The organism is Petrocella sp. (assembly GCF_059865615.1).
On record NZ_JCBCDA010000007.1, the window covers coordinates 16,214 to 34,236 of the forward strand.

Below are 18,023 nucleotides of genomic sequence, written 5' to 3' on the forward strand. Positions count from 1 at the left end.
GGAGATATATGTATCGATTTTTTGTAGAACCAAGTCAGGTAAAAGATAATAGTATCCTCATAGAAGGTTCAAATATGAACCACATGAAGCATGTGTTGCGAATGCGTGTCGGAGAGGTTGTGACAATTAGTGATGGACAACAAAAGGACTATCGTTGTATAATAAAAACAATTATGGAGGATAAAATTTTACTAGACATTGAAACTGTGGTCCCAACAACCAATGAATTGTTAAGTAAAATCTATCTGTTTCAGGGTATACCTAAAAAAGACAAAATGGAATGGATTATTCAAAAAAACATTGAATTAGGTGTATGCGAAATTATTCCGGTTAAAATGAAACGTTGTGTTGTCAAGCTGGATGTCAAAACGGCCACCAAAAAGGTTGAACGATGGAATGGCATTGCAGAAGCTGCAGCCAAACAGTCTAAGAGAAGCATCATACCCATTGTTTGGTCACCTATAGGTTTTAATGGCATGATGGAACAATTAAAGGCGATGGATCTCGTACTGGTGCCTTATGAAAATGCAGAAGGCATGACGTATACTCGAACTGTACTTGGACAACTAAAAGGTGCAAAAAACATCGGAATAGTAATTGGACCTGAAGGCGGTTTTGAGCAAGAAGAAATCAACTATTTAATGGCCACAAAAGCAAAAATCATATCATTAGGACGACGTATTTTGCGCACAGAAACAGCGGGCATGACCTTACTTGCTAATCTAATGATACAAATCGAGGAGGATAATGATGGCAACTAGAGTTTTAGTCGTAGATGATGCAGTATTTATGAGAACAGTACTCAAAAAAATGTTGATTGAAGATGGGTATGAAGTTTGTGGTGAAGCCGGTAATGGACTTGAAGCCATTAAGCTTGCCAAAGAACTGACACCGGACGTTGTGACATTAGATATTACAATGCCTGAGATGGATGGCGTTACTGCATTACCAAAAATCATGGAAGTATCACCCAACTCAAAAGTTATCATGTGTTCAGCCATGGGACAACAGCCTATGGTTGTGGAAGCCATAAAAAACGGAGCAAAAGATTTTATTGTTAAACCTTTTCAAAAGGCACGGGTTGTGCAAGCTATCGAAAACGTCATGAGTAAATAAACATTCGATTGTATAATAAAAGAGAGGTAGGGCGACCTGCCTTTTTTGTTCTTCTCTAGGAAAGGCATACTCTAGCATTCAGCTTTAAAACATAGCTGAATGCGTCAAGGTCCTTTCCTTTCGAACCGTTCAGAAATATGAGCAGAGCTCATAACGAAGCTTAGCTTCATTTCTTGTGTTTTTAAGGAAATATCTAAGGAGATAAAATGGAAATATATTTTGATAATGCAGCTACCACGAAGGTATCTGATGATGTGGCACAAGCTATGTTAAGTATGCTAACTACGAATTTTGGCAACCCTTCATCCTTACATCAAAAGGGATTTGAAGCCGAAAAAGCTATTGAAAACAGTAGGCAGATACTTGCCCAAGCTTTAAAAGTTCAAAAAAAAGAGATTTACTTTACATCCGGTGGAACAGAAGCGAACAATATTGCCATAACTGGCGTAGCAACAGCCCATACAAGAGGTGGTAAACATATATTGGTATCCTCTATCGAGCACCCATCTGTTAAGGAAACAGTTCGGTACCTTCATAAGATAGGGTATGAGGTTGAACCCATTCCAACAGATGGTATGGGTTATGTTCAAATAGAAGCCCTAGAAGCGTTAGTAAGGCAAGATACTTTAATGGTATCCATTATGTACGTGAACAATGAAATCGGTACAATACAAGACATGGCGCTCATTGGGAAACTGATTAAATCAATAAATCCAAATACCTTCTTCCATGTGGATGCCATTCAGGCTTTTGGCAAATATGTCTTAAGACCGAAGAAGGACCAAATAGATCTATTGACCATAAGTGGCCATAAGCTTCATGGGCCTAAAGGCATCGGTGCCCTATACATAAAAGAAGGCACTAAAATAGTACCCTTATTTTATGGCGGTAGTCAAGAAAGTGGTATACGGTCTGGTACAGAAAACGTACCAGGAATTATTGGTCTTGGTGTGGCAACAGAAGTAGCCTATGTACAACTTCTTGAGAACAGAACCTATATAGAGGCCATAAAAGAGCATATGATTACAAGACTAAGGGAAGATGTGCCTGACATCTCCTTTAACGGAGACATAGAAAAAGGCGCATATCATATATTAAACATAGGCGTATCCGGTGTGAAAAGTGAAGTGTTGCTTCATGCATTAGAAGAACTTCAGATATACATATCGACAGGATCAGCTTGTTCTTCAAAAAAGAAAAATCATAGCATGACGCTTTCGGCACTGAATTTGTCTGCTGATGAAAAAGATCATGCTATACGACTGAGCTTTTCCAAGTACAACACACAAGAAGAAGTTGATCAATTTATAGAACAGCTAAATAAGCTGTTACCTATACTTAGAAGATTTAAAAGAAAGTAGGAAAAGTATGAAGCAAGGATACTTAATAAAATACGGTGAACTGGCCCTCAAGGGAAAAAATAGATATATATTTGAAAATGCATTGGCCAAACATATTCGAGATGCAATCAAGCCTTTTGGTGAATTTGAAGTGGTTAAAGAGCAGGGACGTATTATATGCGAACCCCTTTCGGATGTAGATGATGAAGCCGTCATGAACCGTATACAAATGATTTTCGGTATCATCGGTATTTGTCCGGTTTATATTTTAGAAGACAATAGTATGGAAAATATAAGAAATCAAGCGGTCGCTTTTTTGAAGCAACACTATGACCAACATGATTTTACTTTTAAAGTAGAAGCAAGACGAGCTGACAAAAAATACCCATTGAACTCTATGGAGATCTCTAGAGACATCGGTGGTGTGTTATTGAATGCTTTTAATCAGTTAAGTGTAGATGTTCATAAGCCTGAAGTACGAGTGAATGTAGAAATCAGAAACAAATCCTATATTTTCTCAAAACAAATTAAGGGTCTAGGAGGTATGCCTGTAGGTACAAATGGCAAAGCCATGCTGATGCTTTCAGGCGGTATTGACAGCCCAGTTGCAGGCTATATGGTTGCTAAGCGTGGCGTTCACTTTGATGCGGTTTATTATCATTCCCATCCTTATACCAGCGAACGTGCCAAGCAAAAAGTTATTGATTTGGGTAAAATTGTTGCCAGATATAATGGTAGCTTTAACCTATATGTGGTACCTTTTACTGAGATTCAGTTAGAAATTTATGAGAAATGTCCTCACGAACAACTTACCATCATCATGCGCCGATACATGATGATTATAGCAGAACGTATTGCAAGGGAGAAAAATTGCTTAGCCCTGATTACCGGTGAGAGCATTGGTCAAGTAGCTAGTCAGACCATACAAAGCCTTGCAGCAACCAATGATGTATGTGGTATGCCTGTTTTTAGACCCCTTATTGGGTTTGATAAGCAGGAGATTGTAGATATTGCACAAGGCGTTAAGACGTTTGAGACTTCCATATTACCCTATGAAGATTGTTGTACTATTTTTGTGGCGAAACATCCGGTGACCAAGCCAAATATTAAATCAATTATGCGTTCAGAAACGATTCTAGTAAATATTGAAGAGATGCTTCAAAGAGCAATTGAACAAAAAGAAGTAATCAAGATTGAACCTGATTTATAAGAAAAAAATCCACCTAAGTGGATTTTTTACTGACTTAATTAGGGTTAAATTTGATACCTTAACCCAATTATTCGAGGATAAAATCTTGAAGTACAGATTCAACTTCTTCGACGACAGAATCATCATGAATCATTAGCTCAATAGGCTTGCTTAAGTCAAGTGAAAAAATCCCCATTATAGACTTTGCATCTATGACATATCGACCAGATACCAAATCAAAATCAGAATCGTACTTGCTTACAGCATTGACAAACACTTTAACTTTATCAATAGAATTTAAAGATACTTTTATAGTTTTCATTATATGGTCCTCCTTTACATTATTTATACACACTTATACTACACTTTTTGAAAATCGATGTCAATACGAATATTGACTAAAAAAAAATGGGAAATGTAAAGGCTTTCAGGCAAATGGAATAAATCTAAAAAGATCAAATTAAGGTTGGTTAGAGTTAAAGTGTCAAAGAAAGAGGTAAAAAATGGCAAAAGTAGCGTTTCATACACTGGGCTGTAAGGTTAACCAATATGAAACTGAAGGCATGATGACCCAGTTTGAACAGTTAGGGTATGACATTGTAAGCTTTTTTGAAAAAGCAGATATTTATATAATTAATACATGTACAGTGACAAATATGGCAGATAAAAAATCCAGACAAATGTTAGCAAAAGCAAAAAAAACCAATCCTAAAGGTTTGGTAGTTGCGGTAGGATGCTACGTACAGGCTTCTAATAAGGAACTTCTTGAAATGATTCAAGTAGATCTCTTAATAGGAAATACGGATAAAGGCAATATGGTCCAGGTCATTGAGACTTATCTAGAAAGTAAAATCAAGCCAAAAGTTGTTGATTTAAGCCACTACAAAGTTTATGATGATTTATGGATTAGTGTGGCACAAGACCATACGAGGGCACATATAAAGATACAAGATGGGTGTGATCAATTTTGTACCTACTGTATTATTCCTTATGCAAGGGGGAGAATTAGAAGCAGGTCTTCATCAAGTATTTTGGAAGAAAGCAGAGAACTTGCAAAGAATGGTTATAAAGAGTTGGTATTAACCGGCATTCATCTAGCATCCTACGGGATACAGTTTGAAGACTACAGACTTATTGACTTATTAGAGGATTTACAAGGGATAGAAGGGATAGAACGTATACGTCTTGGCTCCTTAGAGCCTACATTAATAACCCATGAATTTGTTCGTCGCCTTGTCAAGCTAAGTAAGGTGTGCCCTCATTTTCATTTATCTCTGCAGTCCGGTCATGATGACATTCTAAAAAAAATGAATCGAAAATATACGACACAAGACTATAAACGAGCAGTTGAAAAATTAAGAGAGCCAATGCCCACATGTGCAATTACAACAGATTTAATTGTAGGGTTTCCTTCTGAAACAGAGACGCAATTTGAAGGCACTTTGGCTTTTATGAAAGCTATAGAGTTTGCAGATGTACATGTATTTAAGTATTCCAAGCGCAATGGAACACCGGCAGGGAGGATGAAGGGACAAGTCAGTTCAAAAGAAAAAAATATGAGAAGCACCAAAGCTATAAAAGCAGCAAAGGATATGAAAAATGTATTCTTAAGCCGATACATAGATAAAGAGATGGATGTGTTGGTAGAAGAACAAGTTATAGAAGATAGGCATACTTATTATGTTGGCCATACAACCAATCATATTAAAGTATACATACAGTCCAAGAAAGTACTAGAAAAAAATACTATAAATAAAGTTAAATTAATACAAAGTTTTAAAGACGGTATACTTGGGTCCTTATAGATTTGAAATTAAGTTTGAAATAGGAATGCCGGCTAAATTTAATATTATTTTGATTGTATTTTCAGGATTTTTATTATAAACTGTATCTATGATTAAGGTTTCAAATTTAAGTTACTCTAAACCGTGTAAAACCAAAAATAGAATGCTTAAATATCTATTAATACTAATATGGTTAAAGTATCAAAACTAAGTTTCTCTAAACTACATACAACATATAGGTTACGTTGACACACTCATGACTATATATTGTATGTAAAAGTTAATTATATAGTTTTCACACTTTAACTAAATATCAATGGTTTGTTAGGACGTGAAATTATGGGCAAATTTGGGCATACGCTTTTCTTTAAAAAATTTGATAAAGAGCCTGAAAATGAAATTAAGGCTGTACTTAAGGAAGTCTATGAAGCATTGAACGAAAAAGGCTATAATCCCAATTATCAGATTGTAGGCTATATTTTGTCAGGCGATCCAACATATATTACCAGTCATAAGAATGCAAGAACGAAGATTGGTAGAATAGAACGAGACGCTTTGATGGAAGAATTAGTTAAAGATTATGTAAAGCATAATTTGAAATAATATATCGCCATAAAAACTGTAGAGACTCGGTTTCTACAGTTTTTCTTAGCCGCTAAATAGACAATACATCTTCTTGAAAGGATTAATAACAAGTATGAGGATATTAGGACTTGACTATGGCAGTAAAACGATTGGAGTTGCCATATGTGACCCCTTTGGTTGGACCGCTCAAGGTATAGAGACCATTGAACGTAAGGAAGAAAACAATCTAGTAGCGTCTATTGCCAGACTTAAAGAGATTATAGAGTATTATAAAGCTGAGAAGATTGTTTTGGGTCTTCCTAAAAACATGAATAATACAGAAGGAGAACGGGTTGAAAAAACAAAGCAATTCCAGAACCGACTGTTACGCGAATTTAATCTTGAAGTGATTTTATGGGATGAGCGTCTAAGCACCATGGGTGCGAGCCGAGCACTGACAGAAGCAGATATGAATCCTCGAAAACAAAAGAAAGTGATTGACAAGATGGCAGCGGTGTTTATTTTACAAGGATACTTGGATTGTCATTAAAGATAGACAGGAGGAAAAATGGAGAAAATAAAATTTACATTTGAAGAAACTGGAGAAGATGTTATTTTTTGTGTCTTAGGCAATGCTCAAGTCAGTGAAATAGCCTATATACTTGTTGTTGATGAAAATGAAATCGAAGATGAAGATATGACCGCATATATTCTAAAAGCAACAGAAGCAGATGATATGGATATAATTTACGAAATCGTAGACAATGAAGAAGAGCTTTCTCTTGTAGTACCTCTACTCGAAAAATTTCTAGATGATTTTGAGATTGAGTTATAAAATCATTTATTTGACAAAAGACCTTTACTACATTATAATCTGTATAGGACTCGGGTTAAAATAGAGTATGTCTCAAAATATTAATGAATTAGGGGATGAGCTTATGATAAAGTTTGTTGATCTATATGAAAAGACATTAAAAGAAAATGGGTACAAGTTAACAAATCAAAGACGTGTCGTACTTGAGACACTTTACAATAGAGTGGGTGAACATCTAACGGCTGAGGAAGTGCATCAGTTGGTTAAGATGGTCAACTCAGAAATTGGTCTGGCAACTGTTTATAGAACGCTACAATTACTATCAGAGTTGGGGCTTATTGATAAGCTTAATTTAGACGATGGTGTTGTTCGGTATGAAATCGGTGAAATGGAAACGAAACATCGTCACCATCATTTAATCTGTGAAGAATGTGGCACCATTATGGGTGTCGATGATGATATGTTGGACGCTCTTGAAGAAGCGTTCAGCAAAAAATATGGATTTAAGGTTACCGATCATGTGGTCAAGTTTTATGGCATCTGTAAGCCCTGCTTACAAAAACAAGGATAATAATACTTTGCAATCAAGCAAGGTTGAAGAAAATACGGAGGTGTAGTTTTGAACAAAAGCAAATCAAAATTGAAAATATTACCTCTGGGTGGACTAGAACAAATCGGTATGAATATTACCATTTTCGAATATGAAGATGATATAATTGTAGTAGATTGTGGCATAGCCTTCCCAGAAGATGAGATGTTAGGTATAGATTTAGTTATCCCAGATGTCGAATATCTAAAGACAAACATTGATAAAGTCAGAGGTATTGTATTGACCCATGGTCATGAAGATCATATTGGCGCGTTGCCTTATGTTCTACGTGATATCAACGTGCCCATATATGGTACTAAGCTTACAATAGGTCTTGTAGAAAACAAGCTCAGGGAACACAAAATTCTAAATGACGTTAGTAGAAACGTCATAATACCCGGTCAAAAAATCAGTCTTGGTGTATTTAACATTGAATTCATAAGATCTACCCATTCCATTCCTGACCCTGTGGCATTGGCAATTACCACACCGGTAGGTGTGGTTGTGCATACGGGCGACTTTAAAATCGACTTTACCCCTATATATGGTAAGCCAATTGATTTGCAAAAATTTGCCGAAATCGGTAAAAAAGGGGTATTGCTGTTAATGGCGGACTCAACCAATGCAGAAAGACCCGGCTATACCATGTCAGAAACCACTGTTGCCCGTGCTTTTGATGAGTTATTTTCAGACTTTAAAGGTAAAAGGATTATTGTCGCTACCTTTGCATCCAACGTTGATCGGGTACAGCAAATTATACACGCAGCAGGAAAATACAAGCGTAAAGTCGTCGTCGAAGGACGCAGTATGATTAACGTCGTAGCAACAGCCATTGAACTTGGCTATATAAAAATGCCACCAAAAATGATGATAACGCATGAAGAGATGGGTCAATATAGAGACGGACAAATCGTTATTATTACCACAGGCAGTCAAGGTGAGCCCATGGCCGCCTTATCCAGAATGGCATCCAAAACCCATCGACATATTAGCATTCAAAAAGGTGATAAAGTCATATTAAGTTCCAAGCCGATTCCCGGAAACGAAAAAACTGTTTCAAAAGTTATTAACTCTTTGTTCTCACAAGGCGCTGAAGTAATATTTGAAGATACCCATGTATCTGGACATGCTTACCAAGAAGAATTAAAACTCATTCATTCATTGGTCATGCCCAAATACTTTATACCATTACATGGTGAAGTCAGACATATGAAAAAGCACGCAGAATTGGCTGAATCCCTAGGTATGCGTCCGGACCGAATCACCATATTAGCACCTGGTGATGTTTACGAACTGGATTTTCATAGTGCTGAAAAAACAGGACACGTCAATTCGCAACCCATCTTTGTGGATGGTTTAGGTGTAGGCGATGTAGGAAGCGTCGTACTAAGAGATCGTCAAAAATTATCTCAAGATGGCTTACTAACAGTCGTTATTACCATGTCTAAACAAACCAGAGAAGTACTTGCAGGACCGGATATCGTCTCCAGAGGATTTGTCTACGTACGTGAATCTAGTGATATGATGGTGGAAGCAAGAGCTGTGGTTATAAAGGCTCTCGATCAATGTAGTCGCAAGAACATTAGAGACTGGAACAAAATAAAAATGTCCGTAAGAGACGCCCTAAGAGATTATCTATGGGTTCAAACAAAACGTAATCCTATGATCTTACCGGTCATCATGGAAGTGGACGCATAATTTAAAAGCATAAACCTTGGATAAAGTGTCAAAACTTAGTTTCTCTAAATTACAAATAAAGATAGTTTACCTTGATACACTCATAACTATATGTTGTATGTAAAAGATTAACGATATTGTTTAGACACTTTAACCGACCTTTAGGGAATTTTAGAACTTAAAATTCCCTAAATTAATTCCGTTAAGAGTCATTAGTTTTGACACATGAATAAAGAGTGGTTATAATAATAGAAGGTCAAATATGAATTTGTAGGTGATTGTATGAATGAGGACTTAATTAAAGAGACGAAAAAATATGTTGATCGAATCAAGAAATCAGAAGCATATGTGGATTACCTTAATTATAAATCCATTTTAGAACGACAACCGGAACTAAAAGCCCAGGTAGATGCATTTAGACGTAAATCTTTTGAAATTCAAGCAGGGCATAAGTATGGGTATTTTAATGCTTATGAGAATCTATTGAATTTAAGGTCTCAAAACAATGATTTATTAAACGAAGCCATTGTAAAATCCTTTCTTGAAGCAGAGCTGAAAGTATCAAAAATGCTTACGGATATACTCAATACATTTGCTGCAGAAGTTGATTTTGATTTAGAATTTTTACAGGAGTGATGTATATTGGAAAATAAAAGTAATCCGAAAAAACAACAACAAAAAGGTGAAAATATGGTAAAAAAAATATTTAGAGAAATCATGCAGTGGGTTGTTAGAGGTGTTTTTATTGTGTTGGCAATTGTCATATTAATAAAAGCAGGAAATTGGGCTTTTGGAGAAGCTTATGATCTATTGGCCAAAACACCCATTGGCAATCATGAAGTTCGAAACGTAAGCTTGGTCATACCCAAAGGTGCCACAACAGAAACCATTGCAGGTATCTTAGAAGAAAATGGTTTGATTGGTAGTACCTTGTTTTTTAGAATGAAAGCCAAATTTGACGGCAATGACGGCAAATTTCAATATGGTAACTATACTTTAAGCACAGCTATGAGTGAAGAAGACATCATGAAAATATTAATGACAGAAGGCGCAAAAAGGGAGACTAAGACCTTCACTATAGTAGAAGGCCTTACTTTAGCAAAAACCGCTGAATCATTAGAAAAACAAGGTATATGTACAAGAAAAGAGTTTTTTGATGCCCTAGATAATACCAACTGGGGTTACAGATTCTTAGAAAGTGTGCCAGATAGCAGCGTTCGAAATATTAGATATCAAGGTTATTTGTTTCCAAGTACCTATGAAATCTATGCCGACGCAACAGCGGTAGACGTGATTAGTACCATGTTTGACCAGATGGACAAGATATGGACAGAGGAATACTATGAAAGAGCAGAAGCATTAGGTTTAACGGTAGATCAGGTCATAACCATAGCTTCCATTATTGAAAAAGAAGTGGTTGAGCCAAGTGAGCAAGTCATAGTATCCGGTATAATTCACAACAGGCTAGAGATTGACATGAAGCTTCAGATGTGTTCATCCGTTCTATATGTATTGGACAAGCACAGAAATAGGTTGCTTTACAGTGACCTTGAAACCCAATCACCCTACAACACCTACATCCACCCAGGACTTCCAATAGGACCCATAGCCAATCCAGGTGCAGGTGCTATAAATGCAGCCTTATATCCAGACGACAACGACTATCTATATTTTGTATTAAAAGACGACGGATCAAGCACCCACGAATTCAACTCAGACTACAACGACCACATCAACGACAAGTCCAAATACACGAATACTTTTAATTATTAACTTTACTTTCCCAACATAGAATTTCTTAGCGATGGTAATCCACAAGTTAAGGATGAGTATCATCCGCGGTGGATTAGGCTGGCTTGCCAGCCAAGAGCTTAGAAATTCTTTGGGAAAGTAAAGTTGGGCAGAGATAGTCCCAACATAGAATTTCTTAGCGATGGTAATCCACAAGTTAAGGATGAACGCAATAAACCTCTCTAAACATAAAGGGATTGTCATTATGACAATCCCTTTACTAGAGATAAGTCAAGACAAAAGGAGCCAGAACGACGATGCCGATTACCAATCCAGACATTAGAGCCTACTTAGCATCTGTAACACCGGAACGTGAAGGTAAACTAGAAGCCCTTTATCAAGAAGCAACAGCCAACAACATACCCATCATCAAACATGAGATGGAAGACTTTTTACGACTTATGGTTGTAATGAACCAACCGAAAAGAATTCTGGAAATAGGAACAGCCATAGGCTATTCATCGATTATTATGTCCTTAGCAATAGACCCGCCGCCTCAAATCATAACCCTAGAAAAATCCGAAAAGATGCTTCAAGAAGCCAAGACCAATATTAAAAAATTTGACTTTGAAAAAAGCATTACCATGATTCATGGGGATGCAGTAGAAGTCCTAAAAATCTTAAAAGAACCTTTTGATATGATATTTATGGACGCAGCCAAAGGTCAATATATGAATTTTTATGAAGATGTCATGCGACTTCTAAAAGAAGGTGGTATACTTATTGCGGATAATGTATTGCAAGACGGACTAGTGGCCAAATCAAGATACGCTGTACCAAGAAGGCAAAGAACCATTCATAGTCGGATGCGTGAATTTTTAAAAACCCTATCACACAACGAGACCTTGACAACATCTATTTTGCCGATTGCAGATGGTGCCACGGTTAGTATAAAAAAAAGGAGCAAAGATGAATAAACCAGAATTATTAATTCCGGCAGGAAGCTTGGAGAATCTATATATAGCCGTTGCCTATGGTGCAGATGCTGTTTACATCGGTGGTGAAGCTTTTGGACTTAGAGCAAAAGCCAAAAATTTTGATCAAGAAAAAATGATACAGGGCATAGAATATGCTCATAAAAAAGGTGTCAAGGTTTATGTGACAGCCAATATAATTGCGCATAATGAAGACGTGGATTTAGCAAGGGTTTATTTTGAAGAACTCCTTCTAATAAAACCGGATGCTGTCATTATAGCAGATCCGGGAATGCTCATGGTTGCCAAAGAAGTCATGCCGGATATGGAATTTCATTTAAGTACCCAAGCCAATAACACCAATTATGTCACCATGCAGTTTTGGCATCAACAAGGGGTTAAAAGGGTAGTGGTAGCAAGAGAGTTGTCTCTTGATGAGATAAGCTTTGCCAAGGATAAAGTACCGGACACTTTAGATTTTGAAGCCTTCGTTCATGGAGCAATGTGTATATCCTACTCAGGTAGGTGCTTACTTAGCAACTATATGAGTGGAAAAGATGCCAATAAAGGTGCTTGTACCCATCCTTGTCGTTGGACCTATCACTTAGTGGAGGAGACCAGACCAGGGGAATACATGCCGGTGTATGAGAACGAGCGAGGCACGTATATTTATAATTCTAAGGACTTATGTATGATCAGCCATATTGATAAATTGGTGGCTTCAGGTATAGATAGCTTTAAGATAGAAGGTCGAATGAAGACGGCCCTTTATGTGGCAACCGTTACAAAAACCTGGCGTGAAGCCATAGATGACTATTTTGATGATCCTGATGTATACGCTGCTAAGTCAGCCTGTTACGAGGCAGAAGTGCGTAAATGCACCCATAGACAGTTTACAACCGGTTTTTATTTTAATAAGCCGGATGGGGATGAACAGATTTATACAAATAACACTTATATCCGTAGTTATACCTTTGTAGGTAAGGGCATTGAATATGACCCGATTAAAAAGTTAGCTCATATTCAACAAAGAAATAAGTTCGTAGTAGGCGACACTTTAGAAGTTCTTAAAACAAATGGTAAAAATATTGAATTTATTGTAAATACGATGTACAATATAGAAGGAGAAATTGTCAAGGAAGCGCCGCATCCTAAACAAGACATCTGGATAGAAGTCGATTTTGAAATCTTACCCAATGAAATCATTAGAAGACCGGCAGATCAAGGTGAAGCTTGACAGTAGTTACTGGTAGTATCAATTCGGGTTTAGATGTGAGAGAACAATAAAGAGGGAGTAATCAAATTGAGGAATTTCAAGAAGAAGTTGCGTATTGGGGACTTGTTGTTGCAGTATGGTATTATTACGGAGGAACAACTTCAAACCGCACTCAGTCATCAAAAATCAGATGGTGGCAAGATCGGTGAAACCCTTATTAGTCTTGGCTACGTTACCAAGCAAAACATTAATGAAGTTCTGGAATATCAACTTGGTATTCCTTATGTTGATTTAACAGAATATAACATCGACAAAGACGCGACCGGTGTCATTACAGAAACACTGGCAAGACGTCATCTTTTGATACCCATAAAGATTACAGAAACTGAATTGTATGTGGCTATGGAAGATCCCCTTAATATTTTTGCCATTGATGATGTGCGCATCTTCTCAGGTAAAGATATTATTCCTATGTTGGCAACAGAGGAACAAGTCTTAAAAGCCATTGATTTAAATTATGGTAAAGAACAAGCCAATCAGGCAGCAGAGCAATACAAAGCAGAGCATTCCAATGTAATTGATCAAGGATTACAAGACCTTGAAGGTGCATCCGATTCCGCAGTTAAGAATGCCCCTATAGTAAAGTTGGTGAACACCATATTAGAACAAGGAGTTCATAATAGAGCCAGTGACGTCCATATTGAGCCTTATGAGAAGAGAATTCGCGTCAGATACCGAATCGACGGCAACTTGAAGCAATTCTTTGAATACGAAACCTCATTACTATCTGCTATTGTGGCAAGAATCAAGATTATGGGTGGTATGGATATAGCAGAAAAAAGAAAACCACAAGATGGCCGGATTTCAATCACCGTAGACCGTTTGGAATATGATATACGTGTGTCCAGCCTTCCTACCACTTATGGTGAAAAAGTGGTTATGCGGATTAATTCCAAAGAAGGCTTTAACAAAGGTAAAAGTGAACTGGGTCTTTTCAAAGATGACTTGGAGAAATTTGGGAATATTTTAAGCAACCCATATGGCATCATACTCGTAACCGGACCAACAGGAAGTGGAAAGTCCACAACCCTATATACAGCCCTTAATGAAATCAACGATGAAGAGATTAATATTGTTACAGTAGAAGACCCGGTGGAGTCTCAGATTCAAGGGATCAATCAGGTCCAAGTGAATGTAAAGGCCGGTCTAAGCTTTGCGTCGGCTCTAAGATCTATCTTAAGACAAGACCCTGATGTTATTATGATTGGAGAGATTCGTGACGGTGAAACGGCTGAAATAGCGGTCAAGGCATCGGTTACAGGTCACCTTGTTGTAAGTACCTTGCACACCAATGATGCTCCAAGTTCTATCACCCGTTTAATGGATATGGGCATTGAGCCATTCTTAATCGGAGCATCTGTTGTCGGTGTCATCGCACAACGTCTGGTTAGAAGACTCTGTCCCAAGTGCCGTGCCAAAGCCCCCGCAACAGAATTTGAAAGAAATATCCTTAACATACCTATAGATGAAGAATTACAGTTGTATAAAGCAGTTGGCTGTCATGTGTGTAACCACACCGGTTATATTGGACGTATTGGTGTTTATGAAATCATGCCGGTTGGACATGAGATTCGTGATGTTATTAATAAAAGAGGTAATGCTGACGATATTAGAAAGGTAGCCATGAACGCAGGTATGAAAACCTTGAAATTCAACGCAACCCGTTTGGTCATGGATGGCATTACCACCGTAGATGAATTGCTTAGAATAGCCTATGGCACAGATTAATGTCAATCAAGGAGGATGATGTATGATTACCATAGAAGAACTTCTTGGCCTAGCCAAAGATAAAAAAGCTTCCGATGTGCACATAACAGTAGGTGTTCCGCCCATACTAAGGGTGAATGGCAATCTTGAATACCTACCTTACGAAATGATGTTACCCGAAACATCCAAGGCGCTGATTCTTCCAATCATGTTGGAAGAACAAAGAAAAGTATTTGATAAAAATGGAGAAGTTGACTTCTCCTTTGCTATTCCCAGTTTGGGACGTTTTAGGGTAAATGCATTTATGCAGAGAGGCTCCGTTGCGGCAGCCTTTCGTCTTGTTGGTTCGGAGATACCAAGTCCCACAGTACTGGGTATGCCAAGCTCCATTCAAGATCTGTATACAAAGAAAAGAGGCCTGGTTCTGGTAACAGGACCAACAGGAAGTGGTAAATCCACAACCTTGGCGTCTTTTATTAATGAGATCAATCAACATAGAAGCGCACACGTTATTACCCTTGAAGACCCTATAGAGTATTTGCACAAGCATAAAAAGAGTATCGTCAATCAAAGAGAAATTGGATTAGACACTTTTAGTTACGCCAACGCCTTAAGAGCTGCCCTAAGACAAGATCCAGACGTGATTCTTGTCGGCGAGATGCGAGACCTTGAAACCATTGCCATTGCCATAACGGCAGCCGAGACCGGCCACCTTGTTTTATCGACCCTGCATACCATCGGTGCAACCAACACCATTGACAGGATTATAGATGTTTTCCCACCTCATCAGCAACAACAGGTTCGTGTCCAACTATCTGCAGTACTAACCGCAGTCGTATCTCAACAACTCTTACCAACCCTAGATGGTAAAGGACGATGTGCGGCTTTTGAAGTGATGCATGCCAATCCGGCAGTACGTAATCTGATACGTGAAAACAAAACCCATCAGATTCTATCCATTATGCAGACGAATAAAAGATTGGGTATGCAAACTATGGATGATGCCATCTTAGAACTCCTTAGAACAGCCAGTATATCCAGAGAGGACGCTTTGACCTTTGCCCAAGATCCTGCAAATCTTGAAAGAAGAATGTAAGAAAGTTGTTAAAAAGTTATTTAATAAGACTCTAGCACTAAATACTTAAGGCATAATAACTATTTACATAGGTCCAACAGGTGGTATAATGGACTATACAATAGATAATTATCTAGACTATGTTACTATGATATGATATAGTAAGTTGTATATACATGTGACATATGAGGGTATTGGGCCATACCTTAGATGATTGTTGCAAACCGGCATTAAGAAATTTATAAGGGGGCGTGATATGGCTAATTATTTATATTCAGCCATGGACAAAGCAGGTAAAGTCAAAAAAGGCAGACTAGAAGCCAACAGCAATAAGACAGCTGTTCAAATGCTAAAAGACAGTGGACTTTATCCTTTGGAAATAACTGAAGAGGGAAACTTGCAAAAGGACCTTGTAATCGGCAATCCTGTCAAGACAAAAGACTTGACCATATTTTGTCAGCAATTTGAAGCGGTTCTATCTGCAGGCATCAGTGTATTAGAAGCCCTACATCTCTTAAGAGAACAAACCGAGAACAAGCATTTTAGAAAAATCATCTCGGATTTATATGGTTCTGTAGAGCAGGGTGAATCCTTATCCAGATCCATGACCAAACATCCCAAGACATTTCCGGCGATTCTCATTAACATGATTGAAGCAGGAGAAGTCAGCGGTAATCTTGAAGTGGCCTTAAGTCGAATGGCCTCCCACTTTGAGAAAGAGTTCAAGTTACAACAGAGCATCAAAAAAGCAACCACTTATCCAATCGTTGTGGCCTTCATATCCCTTGGGGTGGTGATTCTACTCTTGGTTGTGGTTATACCAACTTTTGTAGGCATGTTCAGTGAACTGGGCATGGAACTGCCCTTAACCACAAGAATGTTACTGGCCATGAGCAACTTTGTCATCAGCAAATGGTACATCATTATAATGGTTGTACTTGTAACAATCGGTGTCATCACCTACTATGCAAGATCTGAACTAGGTAAAATGACACTGGGCGGTCTCAAACTTAAAGTACCTTTATTTGGGCCCCTTAATACCAAAGTCGTGGCATCTAGATTCGCAAGGACCTTAAGCACCCTACTGGCCTCCGGACTACCTTTACTTGAAGCCATTGAAGTGGTTTCCAAGGTGGTGGACAACCATTCGGTTATGAAGGGCCTCATGGATGCCAAAGATCAAGTCAGTAAAGGCTTTCCTTTATCCAAGCCCATTGAAGAAATGGGTGTGTTTCCACCCATGATTACCCATATGGTCCGCATAGGTGAAGATACAGGACAATTGGAGCCCATACTGGATAAGGTGGCTGATTTCTATGATACAGAAGTCGAAACCGCCGTATCCCAACTCACCACCATGTTAGAACCTTTGATTATCGTTGTCTTGGCTGTTGTGGTCGGCTTCGTGGTCATCTCCATCATACAACCCATGTTCCAGATGTACGACGGCATCAGCAACTATAGTTAACCAAGGTGAGTCCAAGCTGTTAACTTATGGAGAGAGCATAAGGGCAGTACTTAGGCTAACCATGAACCAAAAAATAAAACTAAACTTAAGGAGATTAAATTATGAGAGAATTATTCAAGCGTGTATTTAAGAAAGAAGAAGGTTTTTCACTGATCGAGTTGATCATCGTTATCGCAATACTTGCTATTATCGCAGCGATTGCTGTACCAAATCTATTAGGAAATATAGGTAGAGCCAATGAAAGTACAGATATTTCTAATGCTAAATTGATAGCAGATTCTATATCAACTGCTATAGCTTTAAATCCTGAACTAGAAGGAAAAGTAATAACAAAACAAGTATTTGATACTCCTGGTGCAGATGTAAATGCAGACACAACAAGTATTTTTAATGCTTCAATTAAAGTTCTTAATAGCTCTATACCAACTATTAAATCAAATAAGAATGGTACTGTCGGTGATAAATTCGAGGTGGAATTAGCAACTGAAGGTTTAATAAAGGTATATGGAAGTGATGGTACCAGTATATTATTCCCACAATAAGTCATGATTATCCTATTTTTGCTCTACGGCATCATTATCGGTTCCTTCCTAAATGTATGTATCTTGAGGATACCCTTGCATGAAAGTATTACCTTTGACCGTTCTCATTGTCCCAAGTGTGGCTACATATTAAAGTGGTATGATCTGATACCTTTACTGAGCTACATCTTCCTTGGC

At 37.9% G+C, this 18,023-nt stretch carries 20 protein-coding genes; 19 read left to right on the forward strand and 1 reads right to left on the reverse strand.

Going from position 1 to position 18,023, the window contains the following annotated elements; genetic code table 11:
- Positions 1-8: 8 nt before the first annotated feature.
- From AC6F8J_RS01170 to thiI, 4 genes are all read left to right on the forward strand, one after another.
- Positions 9-761, forward strand: a complete 753-nt coding sequence (locus AC6F8J_RS01170; RefSeq protein WP_500720421.1) for a 16S rRNA (uracil(1498)-N(3))-methyltransferase — start codon at positions 9-11, stop codon at positions 759-761.
- On the forward strand, positions 751-1,116 hold the full coding sequence (locus AC6F8J_RS01175) for a response regulator (protein ID WP_275843358.1): 366 nt from the start codon (positions 751-753) through the stop codon (positions 1,114-1,116). The genes AC6F8J_RS01170 and AC6F8J_RS01175 overlap by 11 nt, the downstream gene beginning before the upstream one ends.
- A 206-nt stretch (positions 1,117-1,322) precedes the next feature.
- The gene (locus tag AC6F8J_RS01180) at positions 1,323-2,477 is read left to right on the forward strand and encodes an aminotransferase class V-fold PLP-dependent enzyme (protein WP_500720422.1); all 1,155 of its coding nucleotides are present in this window, start codon (positions 1,323-1,325) and stop codon (positions 2,475-2,477) included.
- Positions 2,478-2,484: 7 nt separating this feature from the next.
- The gene (gene thiI, locus AC6F8J_RS01185) at positions 2,485-3,666 is read left to right on the forward strand and encodes a tRNA uracil 4-sulfurtransferase ThiI (protein ID WP_500720423.1); all 1,182 of its coding nucleotides are present in this window, start codon (positions 2,485-2,487) and stop codon (positions 3,664-3,666) included.
- A 67-nt stretch (positions 3,667-3,733) separates the two neighbouring features.
- Here thiI and AC6F8J_RS01190 read toward each other — a convergent pair whose 3' ends face one another.
- Positions 3,734-3,967 (reverse strand): HPr family phosphocarrier protein, encoded by a 234-nt coding sequence (locus tag AC6F8J_RS01190; RefSeq protein WP_125138329.1) that lies wholly within the window; start codon positions 3,965-3,967, stop codon positions 3,734-3,736.
- Positions 3,968-4,148: 181 nt separating this feature from the next.
- Between AC6F8J_RS01190 and mtaB the strand changes: the two genes are divergently transcribed.
- From mtaB to AC6F8J_RS01265, 15 genes are all read left to right on the forward strand, one after another.
- Complete coding sequence (gene mtaB / locus AC6F8J_RS01195) at positions 4,149-5,450, forward strand: tRNA (N(6)-L-threonylcarbamoyladenosine(37)-C(2))-methylthiotransferase MtaB (protein WP_500720424.1); 1,302 nt, start codon at positions 4,149-4,151, stop codon at positions 5,448-5,450.
- Positions 5,451-5,768: 318 nt separating this feature from the next.
- The gene (locus AC6F8J_RS01200) at positions 5,769-6,032 is read left to right on the forward strand and encodes an IreB family regulatory phosphoprotein (RefSeq protein WP_500720425.1); all 264 of its coding nucleotides are present in this window, start codon (positions 5,769-5,771) and stop codon (positions 6,030-6,032) included.
- Between the two features lie 94 nt (positions 6,033-6,126).
- Complete coding sequence (ruvX, locus tag AC6F8J_RS01205; RefSeq protein WP_500720426.1) at positions 6,127-6,543, forward strand: Holliday junction resolvase RuvX; 417 nt, start codon at positions 6,127-6,129, stop codon at positions 6,541-6,543.
- An 18-nt stretch (positions 6,544-6,561) separates the two neighbouring features.
- A complete protein-coding gene (locus AC6F8J_RS01210) occupies positions 6,562-6,828 on the forward strand; it encodes a DUF1292 domain-containing protein (protein ID WP_500720427.1) in 267 nt (88 codons plus the stop codon).
- Between the two features lie 103 nt (positions 6,829-6,931).
- Positions 6,932-7,378: a transcriptional repressor gene (locus AC6F8J_RS01215; protein WP_500720428.1), complete on the forward strand. Its 447-nt coding sequence runs from the start codon at positions 6,932-6,934 to the stop codon at positions 7,376-7,378.
- A 48-nt stretch (positions 7,379-7,426) separates the two neighbouring features.
- On the forward strand, positions 7,427-9,094 hold the full coding sequence (locus AC6F8J_RS01220; RefSeq protein ID WP_500720429.1) for an RNase J family beta-CASP ribonuclease: 1,668 nt from the start codon (positions 7,427-7,429) through the stop codon (positions 9,092-9,094).
- A 261-nt stretch (positions 9,095-9,355) separates the two neighbouring features.
- Positions 9,356-9,709 carry a YlbF family regulator gene (locus AC6F8J_RS01225; protein ID WP_500720430.1) on the forward strand — a complete coding sequence of 118 codons (354 nt, stop codon included), beginning with the start codon at positions 9,356-9,358 and terminating at the stop codon, positions 9,707-9,709.
- Between the two features lie 6 nt (positions 9,710-9,715).
- Positions 9,716-10,846: an endolytic transglycosylase MltG gene (mltG, locus tag AC6F8J_RS01230; protein WP_500720431.1), complete on the forward strand. Its 1,131-nt coding sequence runs from the start codon at positions 9,716-9,718 to the stop codon at positions 10,844-10,846.
- A gap of 275 nt (positions 10,847-11,121) precedes the next feature.
- Positions 11,122-11,781 (forward strand): class I SAM-dependent methyltransferase, encoded by a 660-nt coding sequence (locus AC6F8J_RS01235; protein ID WP_500720432.1) that lies wholly within the window; start codon positions 11,122-11,124, stop codon positions 11,779-11,781.
- Positions 11,774-13,015: a U32 family peptidase C-terminal domain-containing protein gene (locus AC6F8J_RS01240; RefSeq protein WP_500720433.1), complete on the forward strand. Its 1,242-nt coding sequence runs from the start codon at positions 11,774-11,776 to the stop codon at positions 13,013-13,015. Before AC6F8J_RS01235 ends, AC6F8J_RS01240 begins: the two co-directional genes overlap by 8 nt.
- A 66-nt stretch (positions 13,016-13,081) precedes the next feature.
- Positions 13,082-14,782 (forward strand): ATPase, T2SS/T4P/T4SS family, encoded by a 1,701-nt coding sequence (locus AC6F8J_RS01245; protein ID WP_500720434.1) that lies wholly within the window; start codon positions 13,082-13,084, stop codon positions 14,780-14,782.
- Between the two features lie 22 nt (positions 14,783-14,804).
- Positions 14,805-15,857 carry a PilT/PilU family type 4a pilus ATPase gene (locus AC6F8J_RS01250; RefSeq protein ID WP_500720435.1) on the forward strand — a complete coding sequence of 351 codons (1,053 nt, stop codon included), beginning with the start codon at positions 14,805-14,807 and terminating at the stop codon, positions 15,855-15,857.
- Between the two features lie 235 nt (positions 15,858-16,092).
- Entirely contained in the window at positions 16,093-17,304 is a 1,212-nt protein-coding gene (locus tag AC6F8J_RS01255; RefSeq protein WP_500720436.1) for a type II secretion system F family protein, read from the forward strand.
- 101 nt (positions 17,305-17,405) lie between these two features.
- Entirely contained in the window at positions 17,406-17,846 is a 441-nt protein-coding gene (locus tag AC6F8J_RS01260) for a prepilin-type N-terminal cleavage/methylation domain-containing protein (RefSeq protein ID WP_500720437.1), read from the forward strand.
- A 3-nt stretch (positions 17,847-17,849) separates the two neighbouring features.
- The coding region (locus tag AC6F8J_RS01265) for a prepilin peptidase (protein WP_500720438.1) at positions 17,850-18,023 on the forward strand (174 nt) is incomplete at its 3' end.